This window comes from Lentzea waywayandensis, from assembly GCF_900115955.1.
Lineage (GTDB): Bacteria > Actinomycetota > Actinomycetes > Mycobacteriales > Pseudonocardiaceae > Lentzea > Lentzea waywayandensis.
On sequence record NZ_FOYL01000004.1, the window covers coordinates 25386 to 40205 of the forward strand.

Annotated in this window: 17 protein-coding genes and 2 riboswitches; of the genes, 8 read left to right on the forward strand and 9 right to left on the reverse strand. The window is 69.3% G+C overall.

Going from position 1 to position 14820, the window contains the following annotated elements:
- Nucleotides 1-291 precede the first annotated feature (291 nt).
- A riboswitch (TPP riboswitch) is annotated at nucleotides 292-416 on the forward strand.
- Together thiC and thiD are read left to right on the forward strand one after the other, a co-directional pair.
- Nucleotides 406-2061 (forward strand): phosphomethylpyrimidine synthase ThiC, encoded by a 1656-nt coding sequence (thiC, locus tag BM417_RS15725; RefSeq protein ID WP_093593903.1) that lies wholly within the window; start codon nucleotides 406-408, stop codon nucleotides 2059-2061. It overlaps the preceding riboswitch by 11 nt.
- Complete coding sequence (gene thiD / locus BM417_RS15730; RefSeq protein ID WP_093593906.1) at nucleotides 2058-2873, forward strand: bifunctional hydroxymethylpyrimidine kinase/phosphomethylpyrimidine kinase; 816 nt, start codon at nucleotides 2058-2060, stop codon at nucleotides 2871-2873. The genes thiC and thiD overlap by 4 nt, the downstream gene beginning before the upstream one ends.
- Here the strand turns inward: thiD and BM417_RS49860 are convergent.
- Nucleotides 2816-3406, reverse strand: coding sequence for a TetR/AcrR family transcriptional regulator (locus tag BM417_RS49860; protein ID WP_177320456.1), 591 nt, complete (start codon nucleotides 3404-3406; stop codon nucleotides 2816-2818). The genes thiD and BM417_RS49860 overlap by 58 nt on opposite strands.
- A gap of 14 nt (nucleotides 3407-3420) precedes the next feature.
- Between BM417_RS49860 and BM417_RS15740 the strand changes: the two genes are divergently transcribed.
- Nucleotides 3421-3840, forward strand: coding sequence for an SRPBCC domain-containing protein (locus tag BM417_RS15740; RefSeq protein ID WP_093593909.1), 420 nt, complete (start codon nucleotides 3421-3423; stop codon nucleotides 3838-3840).
- 76 nt (nucleotides 3841-3916) lie between these two features.
- Here the strand turns inward: BM417_RS15740 and BM417_RS15745 are convergent, their stop codons facing one another.
- From BM417_RS15745 to BM417_RS15760, 4 genes are all read right to left on the reverse strand, one after another.
- Nucleotides 3917-4360, reverse strand: coding sequence for a MarR family winged helix-turn-helix transcriptional regulator (locus BM417_RS15745; RefSeq protein ID WP_245821941.1), 444 nt, complete (start codon nucleotides 4358-4360; stop codon nucleotides 3917-3919).
- A gap of 76 nt (nucleotides 4361-4436) precedes the next feature.
- Entirely contained in the window at nucleotides 4437-5192 is a 756-nt protein-coding gene (thiG, locus tag BM417_RS15750) for a thiazole synthase (RefSeq protein ID WP_093593912.1), read from the reverse strand.
- Nucleotide 5193: 1 nt separating this feature from the next.
- The gene (thiS, locus tag BM417_RS15755) at nucleotides 5194-5394 is read right to left on the reverse strand and encodes a sulfur carrier protein ThiS (RefSeq protein WP_093593915.1); all 201 of its coding nucleotides are present in this window, start codon (nucleotides 5392-5394) and stop codon (nucleotides 5194-5196) included.
- Complete coding sequence (locus BM417_RS15760) at nucleotides 5391-6344, reverse strand: FAD-dependent oxidoreductase (RefSeq protein WP_093595995.1); 954 nt, start codon at nucleotides 6342-6344, stop codon at nucleotides 5391-5393. Before BM417_RS15760 ends, thiS begins: the two co-directional genes overlap by 4 nt.
- A riboswitch (TPP riboswitch) is annotated at nucleotides 6339-6450 on the reverse strand. Its footprint overlaps the gene before it by 6 nt.
- Nucleotides 6451-6476: 26 nt before the next feature.
- Between BM417_RS15760 and thiE the strand changes: the two genes are divergently transcribed.
- A complete protein-coding gene (thiE, locus tag BM417_RS15765; protein WP_093593918.1) occupies nucleotides 6477-7115 on the forward strand; it encodes a thiamine phosphate synthase in 639 nt (212 codons plus the stop codon).
- 31 nt (nucleotides 7116-7146) lie between these two features.
- Nucleotides 7147-7908 (forward strand): dioxygenase family protein, encoded by a 762-nt coding sequence (locus BM417_RS15770; protein WP_093593921.1) that lies wholly within the window; start codon nucleotides 7147-7149, stop codon nucleotides 7906-7908.
- Here the strand turns inward: BM417_RS15770 and BM417_RS15775 are convergent.
- Nucleotides 7901-8458: a TetR/AcrR family transcriptional regulator gene (locus BM417_RS15775; protein WP_245821942.1), complete on the reverse strand. Its 558-nt coding sequence runs from the start codon at nucleotides 8456-8458 to the stop codon at nucleotides 7901-7903. The genes BM417_RS15770 and BM417_RS15775 overlap by 8 nt on opposite strands.
- 49 nt (nucleotides 8459-8507) lie before the next feature.
- Between BM417_RS15775 and BM417_RS15780 the strand changes: the two genes are divergently transcribed.
- On the forward strand, nucleotides 8508-9410 hold the full coding sequence (locus tag BM417_RS15780; RefSeq protein WP_093593927.1) for an NADP-dependent oxidoreductase: 903 nt from the start codon (nucleotides 8508-8510) through the stop codon (nucleotides 9408-9410).
- Between the two features lie 53 nt (nucleotides 9411-9463).
- Here BM417_RS15780 and BM417_RS15785 read toward each other — a convergent pair whose 3' ends face one another.
- Complete coding sequence (locus BM417_RS15785) at nucleotides 9464-10300, reverse strand: S1 family peptidase (RefSeq protein ID WP_322788963.1); 837 nt, start codon at nucleotides 10298-10300, stop codon at nucleotides 9464-9466.
- A 693-nt stretch (nucleotides 10301-10993) separates the two neighbouring features.
- Complete coding sequence (locus BM417_RS15790; protein ID WP_093593932.1) at nucleotides 10994-11482, reverse strand: hypothetical protein; 489 nt, start codon at nucleotides 11480-11482, stop codon at nucleotides 10994-10996.
- A gap of 63 nt (nucleotides 11483-11545) precedes the next feature.
- Here BM417_RS15790 and BM417_RS15795 point away from each other — a divergent pair, with 63 nt between their 5' ends.
- Nucleotides 11546-12475 carry a threonine ammonia-lyase gene (locus BM417_RS15795; protein WP_093593935.1) on the forward strand — a complete coding sequence of 310 codons (930 nt, stop codon included), beginning with the start codon at nucleotides 11546-11548 and terminating at the stop codon, nucleotides 12473-12475.
- Nucleotides 12472-13380 (forward strand): threonine ammonia-lyase, encoded by a 909-nt coding sequence (locus BM417_RS15800; RefSeq protein ID WP_093593937.1) that lies wholly within the window; start codon nucleotides 12472-12474, stop codon nucleotides 13378-13380. Before BM417_RS15795 ends, BM417_RS15800 begins: the two co-directional genes overlap by 4 nt.
- A 3-nt stretch (nucleotides 13381-13383) precedes the next feature.
- Here BM417_RS15800 and BM417_RS15805 read toward each other — a convergent pair whose 3' ends face one another.
- Nucleotides 13384-14811: an MFS transporter gene (locus BM417_RS15805; RefSeq protein WP_281251324.1), complete on the reverse strand. Its 1428-nt coding sequence runs from the start codon at nucleotides 14809-14811 to the stop codon at nucleotides 13384-13386.
- Nucleotides 14812-14820: the final 9 nt, after the last annotated feature.

Sequence of the window (14820 nt, forward strand, 5' to 3'; positions counted from 1 at the left end):
GCGGAGGTGACCAGTTCGGCCAGTTCCCGGTCCGCCAGCTGGGACGACGTTCTCAACGCCTCCCAGTCCGCGAGCCAGAACTGGTCGAGCAGTTCCGCGCAGAAGCCGCAGTCGGGGTAGCCACGACCTGCGAGTTCACCGCAGGAAGGGCATGCCGAGACCACGGCGGGACGCTGGCCGCGTCGCGCGCCGGGCGGGAACGGCTGGTGATCAGCCACGGGGAAGAGATTAGGGGCAAACGACGCCCTTGGCAGCTACGGCGCGCTCTGACTATGGTCGGTTCTCGACAACTCAACACAACGCGGGAGCTCGCGCCTGAGCGGGCTGAGAGGGTGACTGGCTGTAGTGCCGGTGTCACCGACCGCCTGAACCTGACCGGGTAATGCCGGCGTAGGGAGGAATGTCGTGACGGCACTTGACGACCGTTCGGTCAAGCCCAGTGTGACCACCGGCCCGATCTCGGGCTCGCGCAAGGTGTATCGGGAAGTCTCCTCTGACATCCGGGTGCCCTACCGCAGGGTCGAGCTGACCAACGGTGAACATGTCGATCTCTACGACACTTCCGGTCCGTATACCGACGACAACGCGACCATCGACGTCCACAGTGGACTCCCTGACCTGAGGTCGGGGTGGATCGCCGCACGGGAACCGATCAACGGAGCTGTCAGCCAGCTCGCGTACGCGAAGGCCGGGATCATCACCCCGGAGATGCGCTACGTCGCGACGCGGGAGAACCTCGACGCGGAGTTCGTCCGCAGCGAGGTGGCCATCGGGCGTGCGGTGATTCCGTTGAACCGCAAGCACCCCGAGGCCGAGCCGATGATCATCGGCAAGAAGTTCCTCGTCAAGATCAACGCCAACATCGGCAACTCCGCGGTGTCGTCGTCGATCGAGGACGAGGTCGAGAAGATGGTGTGGGCGTCCCGCTGGGGTGCCGACACGATCATGGACCTGTCCACCGGCAAGCGGATTCACGAGACGCGCGAGTGGATCCTGCGCAACTCGCCCGTTCCCATCGGCACCGTGCCGATCTACCAGGCGCTGGAGAAGGTCAACGGCGATCCGGCATCGCTGTCGTGGGAGGTCTACCGCGACACCGTGATCGAGCAGTGCGAGCAGGGCGTCGACTACATGACCGTGCACGCGGGCGTGCTGCTGCGGTACGTGCCGCTGACGGCCAAGCGCGTCACGGGCATCGTCTCGCGCGGCGGTTCGATCATGGCCGCGTGGTGCCTCGCGCACCACAAGGAGAGCTTCCTCTACACGCACTTCGAGGAGCTCTGCGACATCCTGCGCGCCTACGACGTGACGTTCTCGCTGGGTGACGGGCTGCGGCCGGGTTCCATCGCGGACGCCAACGACGCGGCGCAGTTCGCCGAGCTCAAGACGCTGGGCGAGCTCACGCACATCGCGCGCGCCAAGGACGTCCAGGTGATGATCGAGGGCCCCGGCCACGTGCCGATGCACAAGATCGCCGAGAACGTCCGGCTCGAAGAGGAGTGGTGCGGCGAGGCGCCGTTCTACACCCTCGGGCCGCTGGCCACGGACATCGCGCCGGCGTACGACCACATCACGTCCGCGATCGGCGCGGCGCAGATCGGCTGGCTGGGCACCGCGATGCTCTGCTACGTCACGCCGAAGGAGCACCTCGGCCTGCCGAACCGGGACGACGTGAAGACCGGCGTGATCACGTACAAGATCGCGGCGCACTCGGCGGACCTCGCCAAGGGCCATCCGGGCGTCCAGGACTGGGACGACGCGCTGTCCAAGGCGCGCTTCGAGTTCCGCTGGGAGGACCAGTTCAACCTGTCGCTCGACCCGGACACCGCGCGCTCGTTCCACGACGAGACGCTCCCCGCGGAGCCGGCGAAGACGGCGCACTTCTGCTCGATGTGCGGACCGAAGTTCTGCTCCATGAAGATCACGCAGGACGTGCGGCGCTACGCCGAGGAACGCGGACTGTCCACAGTGGAGGCGATCGAGGCGGGCATGGCGGAGAAGTCCGACGAGTTCGCCGACACGGGCAACAAGGTCTACCTCCCGGTCGTGGAGACTTCGTGACCGAGACACCACCCAGGGTCCTCACCATCGCCGGAAGCGATTCCGGCGGTGGTGCGGGTATCCAGGCCGACCTCCGCACGCTCTTCGCGTGCGGAGTGCACGGCTGCGTCGCACTGACGGCCGTGACGGTCCAGAACTCGCTGGGCGTCACGGGAGTCTCCGAGATCCCGGCGGACGTCGTCGCGGCGCAGATCATCTCGGTCGCCGAGGACATCGGCGTGCAGGCCGCGAAGACCGGCATGCTCGCGTCGGCGCGGATCATCGAGGCCATCACCCCGGCCCTGGACCGCGTCGGCATCGGCTCGGGGAAGACCCCGTTCGTCGTCGACCCGGTCTCGGCGTCCATGCACGGCGACCAACTGCTGGCCGACAACGCCCTGGACGCGTTGCGCGGCCTGCTGTTCCCGCGCGCGACGCTGGTGACGCCGAACCTGGACGAGGTGCGGCTGATCACCGGCATCGCGGTGAAGGACCGCGCGGACCAGCGCGTGGCGGCGGAGGCGTTGCACGCCATGGGGCCGGAGTGGGTGCTCGTGAAGGGCGGCCACATGTGGGACGACCCGGAGTGCCTCGACCTGCTCTACAACGGCAGCGAGTTCATCGAACTGCCTGGACCTCGCTATGACACCAAGCACACGCACGGCAGCGGCGACACACTCGCGTCGTCGATCAGTTCTGCTTTGTCGAAGGGTGCATCGGTGCCGGAGGCCGTGCGGTTCGGCAAGGACTTCATCGTGAAGTCGGTGGCCGCGGCCTACCCGCTGGGCGGTGGCGTCGGCCCGGTCTCGCCGTTCTGGAGCCTGGAGAGGTAGCGGGCGTACATCGCCCTCAGGTCTGTCGTCTCGGGGTCGAGCAGCCAGACCGTCAGCGCGCCCTCGAGGAACGCGATCAGCTCTGTCGCGGCCGCTTCGCCCAGTTTCGCGGCGAAGTGGCCGCGCAGCATCCTGTTCCGCGCCCGGAACCGGTGCGTGATCTCGTCGTCGCGCGCCAGGTGCTCGGCCTGCAGCACCGTGTGCAGCGTGGCCAACCCCTTGTGCGCCATCGTGTGTTCGGCGTCGTCGAGCAACGCCTGGACCAGGTCGCTACCGGTGACCCTCGCAGCCGCTCGCGCGTCGAACTCGTCCAGCACCGCCTTGAGCAGATTCTCCTTCGACCCGAAGTGGTGGATCACCGCGGCCGGCGTCACGCCGGCCTTCTTCGCGATGGCCGCGACCCCGGTGCCCGCGTACCCGTTGGCACCGAACAGTTCTATTGCGGCATCAACGATCTCGCGACGTCGCTCGACGCCGCGCTGCTGCACCTGACCCTTGATCCCGACGATGGGAAAAAGACTAGCGGGCGTCATTATGCTGAACAACCATGCAGGAAAATGAGGTCAGGACCGAGCTGGTCATCCCCGCCCCGATCGACGCCGTGTGGCGCGTGCTGGTGGACTTCGCGGGCTACGCGAAGTGGAACCCCGTCATGGAGTACACGCAGGTGGATGGCGTGCACACCAAGGTGAAGGCAGCGAAGGGCACGCCGTTCGAGCGCGACTTCGACGGCGAGATCACGTCAGCCGACAAGTACGTGCTGGCGTCCCAGGGCGGCGATCCGGAGACCTTCTTCGGCCGCCACCGCTGGGAGCTCAGCGAGGTGGCGGGCGGCACGCGGCTGGTGAACGTGGAGACCTTCACCGGCGCGATGGCCGCCGACGTGCTGGCGCAGACCCGCGAGGTGCTGGTCGCGGAGTTCGACGCCTTCAACCAGGCGCTACTCGGCCTCTTCGCCGAGCGCTGACGACGCACCCCAGGGGCTCGCCGGGCTCAACGCGGCAGCCCGGCAGTTCCCACTCCGCGCCCGCTCACGAAAGGCGCTACTTCGACTCTTCGCCGACCAGCGTCTCCAACGCGTCCAGAGCGCCCACCAGCGCCGAGATGTGCTCCGGTGTCAGCTGTTCGATCCGCCGTTGCAGCTCACGCACCCGCGCGGACCGCACGCCGGACACCATCGTCTCGCCCTCGGGCGTGGGTGTGGCGAGCCAGGCGCGGCCGTCCTGCGGGTCGGGTTCGCGCTTCACGTAACCGGCTTCGACCAGCGCGGCGACGATGCGGGACAACGTCGGGGGCGCCACGCCCTCCTTGTTCGCCAGGTCGCCGAGGCGCATGGGGCCGCAGCGGGCGAGGGTGGCCAGGGCGGAGACCGCGCCGGGGCCGAGTCCGGGGGAACCGGTGCGTCGCAGCAACCGGGCCAGCCGGCCGATCGCCAGGTACAGGCGCGCGGTCGCGTCCTCGACCTCGGCGTCAATGGGGGCCGTCACGGCTTGTCGTCCTCCTCGGCGGGATTCAGGTAGTTGTCAATCATCCCCCAACACGTGAGTACCCACGGTAGCGACCTCAGAGTCCCGGCGAAGACGCTTGGGCCCAAAAGCGCTGCGGAATTCGGCCGGCCAGGCGCGCCAGCCGTCCGCCCTCGACCGCACAACGCATGGCGGCGCCCATCCGTTCCGGGTCCTGCGCTCGGGTGACGGCTGTCGCCAGAAGCACCGCTGAACAGCCGAGTTCCATCGCCAGGGCCGCGTCCGAGGCCGTGCCGATGCCCGCGTCGAGCACTACTGGAACAGATGCCCTGGAAGTGATCAGCTCGATGTTGTGCGGGTTGCGGATGCCGAGACCCGTACCGATGGGAGAGCCCAACGGCATGACCGTCGCGCAGCCGATGTCCTGGAGCTTCAGCGCGAGGACCGGGTCGTCGTTGGTGTAGGGCAGGACCACGAAGCCGTCCCGGACCAGGCGCTCGGCCGCGTCGAGCAGCTCGATCGGGTCCGGCAGCAGGGTCTCCTCGTCGTGGACGACCTCGAGCTTGACCCAGTTCGTCTCCAGCGCCTCCCGGGCGAGTTGCGCGGTCAGCACGGCCTCGGCGGACGTGCGGCAGCCCGCGGTGTTCGGCAGGACCTCGATTCCCAGTCGCCGCAACAACTCCAGCACGCCGGTCTGTCCCTGGGCATCCACCCGGCGCATCGCCACGGTGGTCAGCTCGGTGCCGGACGCGACCAACGCCCGTTCCAGCACCGAGAGGTTCGCGGCACCGCCGGTGCCGGTGATGAGCCTGGACCGGAACTCCCGGCCCGCGATGATCAGCGGATCGTCCACGTCACCCTCCCTGGACCGCGGTCAGCACCTCGACCACGCCGCCGTCCGGCACGATCGTCTTGTCCCACAACGCCCTCGGCACCACGGCACCGTCCAGCGCCACCGCCACGCCCTTCTCGGGTGCTCCCACCAGCGTCACGACCGCGGCCACCGACGTGCCCTCGGCCAAGTCACGGGAAGCCCCGTTCACCTGTGCCTTCACGAACTTCCTCCCTGGAGCAGCTCGACCACGAGCCGAGCGGTGTGCGGGGCGAGCAAGAGCCCGTTGCGGTGGTGGCCGGTCGCGGCGATGACGTCGGGCTCCAGCCACCGCACGATCGGGACGTTGTCCGGACTGCCCGCGCGGAACCCGACGGCGGCCTCGGTCAGCGCGTACTCGGCGATGCCCGGCAGCACGGTTTCCGCGTCCCGCAACAGGTCCCGCACGCCCGCGACGGACACGTCGGTGTCGAACCCCGCCTCGTACTGGGTCGCGCCGACGACCAGACCGTCGTCTCGTGGCACCAGGTACACCGGACGACCCGAGACCAGCGCACGGATCGTGTGCCGGGGAGGCGGCAACGCACCGGGACGGTGGGTCAGCCGCAGAATCTCGCCCTTGACCGGCCGGATCGAGCGCAACGCGGGATGCAACGCGCCGCTCCACGCTCCGGCGGCGATCACCGTGACCCGGCCGTCCACTGAGGACACCACTCCGGCGTCCAGACAAGCCTTCCACAGTGCGGAAAGCAGCACGCGGTTGTCGACGGCGAGGTCACCCGGCGCGTACACGCCACCGCGAACCGCCGGGCCGAGAGAAGGTTCGAGAGCGCGGATCTCCCGCGAGGTCAGCAACTCCCCCGCAGGACGCAGATCGGCGAGGTCACCGGGTTGCGTGCCGACCGCCAGGGTCCCCGCCGTGAACAGCGGAACACCGATCGAGTCAGCGAACGACGGCCACAGCGCGAGGGCCTCGACACCCTGCGCCACCACGGCTTCCTCACCCGGCCAGGCCTCCGTCAACGGCGCGAGCATCCCGCCCGCGACCCGCGAACCCGCATGCGGCGAGCCCAGATCGAACACGGAGACCGAGAACCCGGCCCGTGCCGCGGCAAGAGCCACGGACAGCCCGATGACACCGCCACCCCGGACGGCCACTTCCACACTGCTCAAGGCATTCACGCTCCCTGCGCCGGCATGACCCGGATCAGGTTCGACGGTCGGAGCGAACCACGCTCCCTCTCAGCCCGGTGTTCTCCAGGCTCCCGTGCGGACCGACTTCAACATAACGGTTAACGTGCGTACGTGCCAGGACTCGACGGAAACCTGATCAGGCAACGACTCGCCGACGCGACGCTCTACCTCTGCACGCCGAACCGGTCTGATCTGGCCGAGTTCGCGGACGCGGTGCTCGCGGGCGGCGTCGACATCATCCAGTTGCGGGACAAGTCACTGGAGGCGAAGCAGGAGATCGAGGCGATCGAGATCCTCGCCGAGGCCACCGAACGCCACCGCAGGCTGCTCGCCGTCAACGACCGCGCGGACATCGCCCACGCCGTGCGGGCCGACGTCCTGCACCTCGGCCAGGACGACCTGCCCGTGCCGCTCGCCCGCCGGATCATCGGCGACGAGGTGGTGATCGGCCGCTCCACCCACGACGTCGACCAGATGCGCGCAGCCGCCGAAGAACCCGGCGTGGACTACTTCTGCACCGGCCCGTGCTGGCCGACTCCGACCAAGCCGGGCCGTCCGGCACCAGGCCTCGACCTCGTCCGCGCCACCAGGACCGAGCGCGCGTGGTTCGCGATCGGCGGCATCGACCTCACCAACCTCCACGAGGTCAAGGAAGCCGGAGCCACCCGAGTGGTCGTCGTCCGGGCCATCACCGACGCCGAGGACCCGCGCAAGGCCGCCGAGTCGTTCAAATCTGAACTTACTAGTTGAAATTTGAACAAACAGGCGTACTCTCGATGACGTGAGCGCACCTGTGCTGTACCTGAGCCACGGGGCTCCCCCGCTGGCTGACGACGAGACGTGGACCAGAGAGCTCAGGGACTGGTCCGCCACCCTCCCGCGCCCGGAGGCCGTGCTCATGGTCTCCGCGCACTGGGAGGAGGCGCCGACGACCATCGGCGCGACGACGACCGTGCCGCTGGTCTACGACTTCTGGGGCTTCCCGCAGCGGTACTACCAGGTCGAGTACGAGGCGCCGGGTGCACCGGAACTCGCCGACGACGTCCGCAAGCTCCTCGGCGGCCACGTCGAGCAGGACGAGGAACGCGGCCTCGACCACGGCGCCTACGTGCCGCTCAAAGAGATGTTCCCGGACGCCGACGTGCCGGTGCTGCAGATGTCGATGCCCACGCTCGACCCGCGTGAGCTGCACGAGATCGGCCGCAAGCTCGCGCCGTTGCGGGACAAGAACGTCCTGATCGTCGGCAGCGGGTTCATGACCCACAACCTGAGCTGCGTGAACTTCCCCGCCGGGCCGGACTACGAGCCGCCGTCGTGGTCGAAGGAGTTCGACGACTGGGCGCACCAGCAACTCGCGAACGGCGACGTCGACGCGTTGCTCGACTTCCAGCAGAAGGCTCCAGCAGCGGGGATCGCACATCCGAGGACTGAGCACTTCGCGCCGTTGTTCGTGGCGCTCGGCGCGGCCAGCGACGAGAAGGCCCGCACCAGCGTCGACGGCTTCTGGTACGGACTCTCGAAGCGATCCGTGCAGTTCAGCTAGCCGCCCCTTCGAGGAACAGCGTGGCCAGCCGCCGCGCGATCGCGGGCGTCCCGGAGCGGACGCCCCCGCTCGCCATCAGGAGCAGCACCACGTCGTCGACCGAGAAGTCGGCCCGCAGCCGCCCGGTCGCCTTCGCCCGCCCGATGAGTTCAGCGAGCGAGCGGAACGACGTCTCGCGCACCGAAGCGAAGTCGATCGCCCTGGGATAGGCGCTCGTGAACGCCGCCGAGAACCCGCGGTCGAGCACGTGCAGCAGGCACACCTGCTCCACGGTCCGGCAGAACCCCTGCCAGGGATCCGGGTTCGCCAGCCCCTCCTCCACGGCGGCCGTGCAGGCCGCCAGCCGTTCCGAGAACGCCTCCACCAGGAGCGCCTCCTTGGTGGGGAAGCGGCGGTAGAGGGTCGCCGGACCGACGCCGGCACGCCGGGCGATCTCGCGCATCGGCACGTCCAGGCCTTCCGAGGCGAACGCCTCCCGCGCGACCACCAGGATCCGGTCGCGGTTGTCCCGAGCGTCCGAACGCAGGTTGTGAGTCAGATCTACCGTCACCGTCTCAGTTTCAGCTAAGTGGACGCCCTGTTCCACTAATTTCGCCGCCATGCGAGCACTTCAGTTCTCCGAGTACGGCCCGGCCGACGTGCTGCACGTGGCCGAGGTCGCCGAACCGCACGCGGGTCCCGGCCAGATCCGCATCGCCGTGCGCGCCTCCGGAGTCACTCCCGGGGACACGTACCTCCGCTCCGGGATGTTCGGCGAGCGGTTGCCGTTGCCGCACGTGCCCGGTGTGGACGCGGCAGGCGTCGTCGACGAGGTCGGCGAGGGGGTGACCGGTGTGAACCAGGGCGACGAGGTGTTCGGCCTGGTCGACCTGGGCCTGCTCGGCGGAGCCAACGCCGAGTTCGCGGTGCTGGCCGCGTGGGCACCGAAGCCGGCGGCTCTGAGCTGGGAGCAGGCGGGCGGCGCGGCGGCCAACGTGGAGACCGCCACCAGGGCGCTGGACCTGCTCGGGGTGCGCGACGGCACGACGTTGCTGATCGCGGGCGCGGCGGGCGGCGTCGGCACGGTGGCGATCCAGCTGGCGGTCGCGCGGGGCGTGAAGGTGGTCGGCACCGCGGGGCCGGCGACGCAGCACTTCGTCGCCTCGCTAGGCGCGACTCCTGTCGTCTACGGCGAAGGCCTGGCGGACCGGGCGGGCGCGGTCGACGCCGTCCTGCACTGCGCGGGCACGGTGCCCGACCTCATCTCGATCGCGGGCTCACCGGATCGCGTGGTGACGATCGCCGACCTGTCCGGCGACCACGGGATCCGGCTGACCCACACGGCGGGCGGCCCCGGTGCCGATCCCCAGGCGCTGCACGGCCTCGCCATCGCGGCGGCACTCGCCGAGCAGGGCGCGTTCACCGTTCCGCTGGCCGAGGTCTTCCCGCTCACTCGAGGCGCCGACGCCCACAGACTGAGCGAGACCGGGCACGCCCACGGCAAGATCGTGCTCGTCCACTGAAAAAGCGCTGCGGCACCGAGGTGCCACAGCGCTCTTTCAGCAGTAGATCAGGGCTAGCCGCGCGTGAGGGTCAAGCCGTAGCGCGACAGGATCGGGTTCACCGGCTGGAAGTACGTGGTGCCGCCCGACGAGCAGTTGCCAGAACCGCCGGACGTCACGCCCTGGGCCTGGCCGAAGCCGGAGCCCGCCACCCACGAACCACCCGAGTCGCCGCCCTCGGCGCAGGCGTTGGTGCGGGTGAGACCCCGGACCTGGCCCTGCGGGTAGTTCACGGTCTGGTTGAACGCCTGGACGGTGCCGCAGCGCCATCCGGTCGTGGAACCGGAACGGCAGATCTGCGAGCCGACGGCCGCCTGGGTGGAGCCGCGGACGATCACGTTGGAGCCGCTGCGGTTCACCCACGGACGCGGGGTCCAGTTCGCGTTGGTGCGCACCCAGGCGTAGTCGTTGCCGGGGAACACTGAGCCGGCGAACGTGCCCTGTGCGACGCGGTTGGAGCCGGACACGGCAGTGCCCGTCCTGCCGCAGTGGCCGGCGGTGACGTAGCCACCGGTCACGGAGAAGCCGAGCGAGCAACGGCCGCCGCCCATGTAGATGGCCTCACCACCGCGCAGGTCGTACAGCGGGGTCGGGCTCTCGGTCACCTCGGCGACCTGAACCGCACCGCTGACGGACTTCGCGGTCGCGATCCACTTGTCCGCGGCCGCGTCGCGCACGTTCTTGTTGACCTCGACGACGACGCTGTTCGACTTCTCGTCGACGCGCCAGCTCGTGATCGCCGCGGGGGCGCTCATGAGGTCGAGAACCGACTTGGTCCCGTTGAGCTGGGTGAGCGAGTTCTTGACGACCTGGGTCTCCGCGCCGGTCACGGAGAGTCCCGACTTGGTCACCCCGACCGTCAGTCTGCCGCTCGCCTGGTCGATCCAGGCTCCGCCGAACGCGTCTCCCAGAGACGCCTTCGACTGCTCCGCGATTTCGCTCGACCTCTGGTCAGAAGCCAATCGGACGCGTACCTGGTCAGCGTTCAGGCCCAAATCACGCTGGACCGCTTGGAGCAACTCTGCCGAGTAGCTCTCCGTATCGGAACCGGTTGGGGCGACCGGTGCGGCAGGGGCGCCAAACGCCGGTACGCTGAGAGCAGTCACGACTCCGGTGGCGAGAACAACGGCACCGGTTACACGGGCCGCACTCGTGCGGTTCATCAGACGTCTCCCTCACTTTCGGGTGCAGGGGAACCCGAGAGATCGGTTGCAGGGACCTCTCTCGGGGGCTCTAGGGGGACGGGTGGTGGGGCGGCGGCAGGGGTCGCCCCACCCCTCCCATCCCAACTTGCCTCTCGAATCCGGTGCAGGCGCTGCGTCCTCCACCGAAGGCGCCGGGCTCAAGCGGACGTGCCACGAGCCTCATTGCGCCTCCTCCCGGTCTCTTTCGGACCGAATTCCTTCGCCCGTTCGAGTGAAGTTGCGGGCCACTTGGCTATGACGCCCCGCCTCGAACGTGAACGAAGTGTGTCACAGCTCACGACAGATCAACTGCGGCGCGTAGCCTTTGACAGTTAACTGTCGCTCAAAGTAGTGACGTGATCACCGAATGGGGTCAGCGGTGGAGGAGGGCGCCGAGCTGTCCGTCGGCTGTCGGGAATCTGTCGACGTGGTCGTGGGCGCGGTGGTCGTGGTGCTCTCGGACGACGACTGACCGGACGTGCTCGGAGGAGCCGTGACGGTCATCGTTTCGGTCTTCGTCGTCTCGGTGTGGGTCTCGGTGTGGGTGCTTGTGGACGGTTTGACCGGATCGGCCGTGACCGGCTTGCCGGTGACCAGCTGGATGCTGGTCGCAGTGAGCACGGTCACAGCGAAAACAAGCAGGCCGCCGACCGCGATCACCTGCCAGCGCTTCTCGCGTTCCATCGACCGCTGGTAGAACACAGCGCCCAAAGTGGTCACGAGGCTCGCCAGAATCGCACCGACGATGGTGCCGACGAGGTTGAGGCGAAGGCTCAGCACGGCCGCTGTGGCGGCGGCGAGCACACTCGCGATGAGCTTGACGGGGGTGATCTTCTCCTTTTCAGACATGACACTTGTAGGACGTTGGGCACAGTTCACCGGTTGTGCCCCGGTGACGTGCATCATCAACGCATGCGCCTGGTGACCCTCGAGGACGTCCACGCGGCCGCCGCCGCGATCGCCCCGCATGTCGTCCACACCCCGTTGCTGTCCTTCGACTCCGGCCTGTGGATCAAGCCGGAGTCGCTCCAGCCGATCGGCGCCTTCAAACAGCGCGGCGCGGTGAACGCGTTGTCCCGCATACCTTCCGAGGACCGGGCGCGCGGTGTCGTGGCGTACTCGAGTGGTAACCACGCGCAGGCGGTCGCCTACGCCGCCAAGATCCTGGGCATGCCGGCCGCGATCGTCGTGCCGAACAACACGCCCCAGCTGAAGATCGACGCGACGCGTGCGCACGGCGCCGAGGTGTTCGTCGTCGGCATCACCGAACGCGAGTCGCGCGCCTACGAGCTCGTGGAGGAGCGGAAGGCGACGCTGATCCCGCCGTTCGACCACCCCGACGTGATCGCCGGCCAGGGCACCATCGGCCTGGAGATCTGCGCGGATCTTCCCGACGTGGCAACGGTCCTGGTGCCGGTGAGCGGCGGCGGGCTGATCTCCGGCGTCGCGGCGGCGGTGAAGTCGTTGCGCCCCAACGTCCGCGTGATCGGTGTCGAGCCCGAGCTGGCCGGTGACACCGCCGCGTCGTTCGCCGCCGGTGAGCTGGTCCGCTGGGACGCGCACGACCGCGCCCGCACCGTCGCGGACGGTCTGCGCGCCGAGGCCTCCGAGCTGACGTGGGCGCACATCCGCGAGTACGTGGACGACGTCGTGACCGTCTCCGAGGACGAGATCCGGGACGCGGTGAAGCAGATCGCCCGCCGCACGCGGGTCGTGTCCGAGACGAGCGGTGCCGTGGCCGTCGCCGCGTACCTGAACCGCGGTCTGCCGGCCGGTCCGGCCGTCGCGATCGTCTCCGGCGGCAACATCGAGCCCGCGCTGCTCGCGTCGATCCTCGGATGATCGCGCTCCCAGAGATCCGTTCGGCCGCGACGGTCATCGCCCCGCACGTGGTGCGCACGCCGTTGCTGCCGTTCGGTCCTGGCTGGCTCAAGCCGGAGAACCTCCAGCCGATCGGCGCGTTCAAACTCCGGGGCGCGCTGAACGCGTTGGCACGCCTGGAGAACCGCGCCAACGGCGTAGTGGCCTACTCCAGTGGCAACCACGCGCAGGCCGTGGCGTTCGCGGCACGCCTGCACGGCGTTCCGGCCGCGATCGTGATGCCGGACAACACCCCGGCGGTCAAGATCGAGGCCACGAAGGCGTTGGGGGCCGAGGTCTTCATCGTCGGCATCACCGAACGCGTCGAGCGCGCGGAGGCCCTGGTCGCCGAACGCGGCGCGGCGCTGATCCCGCCGTTCGACCACCCCGACGTGATCGCCGGCCAGGGCACGATCGGCCTGGAGATCCTCGACGACCTGCCGGGCGTCGAGGCCGTCGTGGTGCCCATGTCCGGCGGCGGGCTGATCTCCGGCGTGGCCACGGCGGTCAAGTCGCTGCGCCCGGACGTCCGCGTGATCGGCGCGGAACCCGAGCTGGCCGCCGACATCGCGGAATCGCTCAGAACGGGCGAACTGGTGCGCTGGGACCCGCTGAAACGGGCTCAGACGGCCGCTGACGCGTTGAGGGACGAGCCCTCGGAACTCACCTGGGCCCACATCCGCGAGTACGTGGACGACGTGATCACGGTGTCGGAAGACGAGATCCTCGCCGCGGTGGCCGGCCTGGCCCGCCGGGCGCGACTGATCGCGGAGCCGAGCGGTGCCGTCGCGGTGGCGGCCCAGGAGAAGATCGGTGGGACGGGCGTCGCGGTGGTCTCCGGCGGCAACGTGGACCCGGCGCTGCTGGCGAGCCTGCTGGCGCGCTGAGCGCTACCGGTGCGCCTTCTCTCCACCGGACCGGATGTGCGTCGGCGGCCCCTCCACCCCGCAGTGCAGGCAGTCCCCCGGATGCGGGGCCTCCTGCTGCTCCGGAGCCGCGGCCAGCACCCCGTTGTCCACACCGATCGCCAGGACGCCGCCGATGATCGCCGCCGCCGCGCACAGGACCAGCGCCATCTGGAACCCGTCGGTCATGACCACCGGGTTCGTGTAGTCCTCGCCCATCAGGCCGACCGCCGCGGGCAGCACGGCCATCGCGAGCAGGCTGCCGGTGCGGGCCACGGCGTTGTTCACGCCGGACGCGACACCCGCGTGGTGATCGGGCGCCGAGGCCAGCACGGTCGCCGTCACCGGGGCGACCACGATCGCGAGGCCGACGCCGAACAGCACCACCCCGGGCAGCACACCGGTGACGTACGAAGCTCCGGGAACGGCGTTGCGCAGCAGCAACATGCCCAGGCCGACCAGGATCGGGCCGACGATCAACTGCAACCGGGGCCCGTAGCGCTGGGCGATCCGGCCGGACGTCGAGGACGCCAGCAGCATGATGATCGTGAGCGGCACGCTGGCCAGGCCGGACGCCGTCGGCGAATATCCGAGCGAGATCTGCAGTTGCAGCACGAGCAGCACCATCACGCCGCCGAGTGCCGCGTAGACCAGGAACGTCAGCACGTTGGAGACCAGGAACGTCCGGTTGCGGAACAGCTCCGGCGGCACCAACGGGTCCGCGGACCGCTTCTGCACCACACCGAACGCGATCATCGCGGCCACACCCGCGGCCGCCAGCACGTACGACTGCTCGACGAGCCCGCCCGTCAGCAACGCCAGCCCGACGGCGCCGACCAGCGCGGACAGGTAGTTCGGGTGCCCGGCCGACTCGTCGCGCGACTCCGGCACGAACCGCAGCGCGAGGAACACGCAGAGCGCGGCCACCGGCAGGTTCACCAGGAACGCGAGCCGCCACGACCAGGCCTGCACCAGCAACCCGCCGACGAGCGGCCCGACGGCGGTCGCCACACCGGACAGCCCGGACCACGCGCCGATCGCGCGGGAGCGGTCCTCCCGGTTGAACGACGACTGGAGGATCGCCAGCGCGCCCGGCGTCAGCAACGCCGCGCCCACGCCCTGCAACACCCGTGCCGCGACCAGCACCGGAACGCTCCACGCGGCACCGCACAGCAGCGAAGCGATGCCGAACCAGATCACGCCGATCACGTAGACCCGGCGCCGCCCGAACCTGTCGCCCAGGGACCCGGCGATCAGGATCAGCGAGGCCAGCGCGAGCAGGTACCCGTTCAGGATCCACTGGAGATCCGTGACCGACGCGCTGAACTCCGCGCCGATCCGGGGCAACGCCACGTTGACGATGGTCCCGTCGAGCATGGCCATGCCCGAGCCGAGGATCGTCGTCGTCAGCACCCAACGTGC

Bases quoted from the DNA above. Each gene is read 5' to 3' on its own strand.
- BM417_RS49860 (WP_177320456.1), bottom strand. From the start codon at position 3,406: ATGACGCCCGCTAGTCTTTTTCCCATCGTCGGGATCAAGGGTCAGGTG.
- BM417_RS15740 (WP_093593909.1), top strand. From the start codon at position 3,421: ATGCAGGAAAATGAGGTCAGGACCGAGCTGGTCATCCCCGCCCCGATC.
- BM417_RS15780 (WP_093593927.1), top strand. From the start codon at position 8,508: ATGCGAGCACTTCAGTTCTCCGAGTACGGCCCGGCCGACGTGCTGCAC.
- BM417_RS15790 (WP_093593932.1), bottom strand. From the start codon at position 11,482: ATGTCTGAAAAGGAGAAGATCACCCCCGTCAAGCTCATCGCGAGTGTG.
- BM417_RS15795 (WP_093593935.1), top strand. From the start codon at position 11,546: ATGCGCCTGGTGACCCTCGAGGACGTCCACGCGGCCGCCGCCGCGATC.
- BM417_RS15800 (WP_093593937.1), top strand. From the start codon at position 12,472: ATGATCGCGCTCCCAGAGATCCGTTCGGCCGCGACGGTCATCGCCCCG.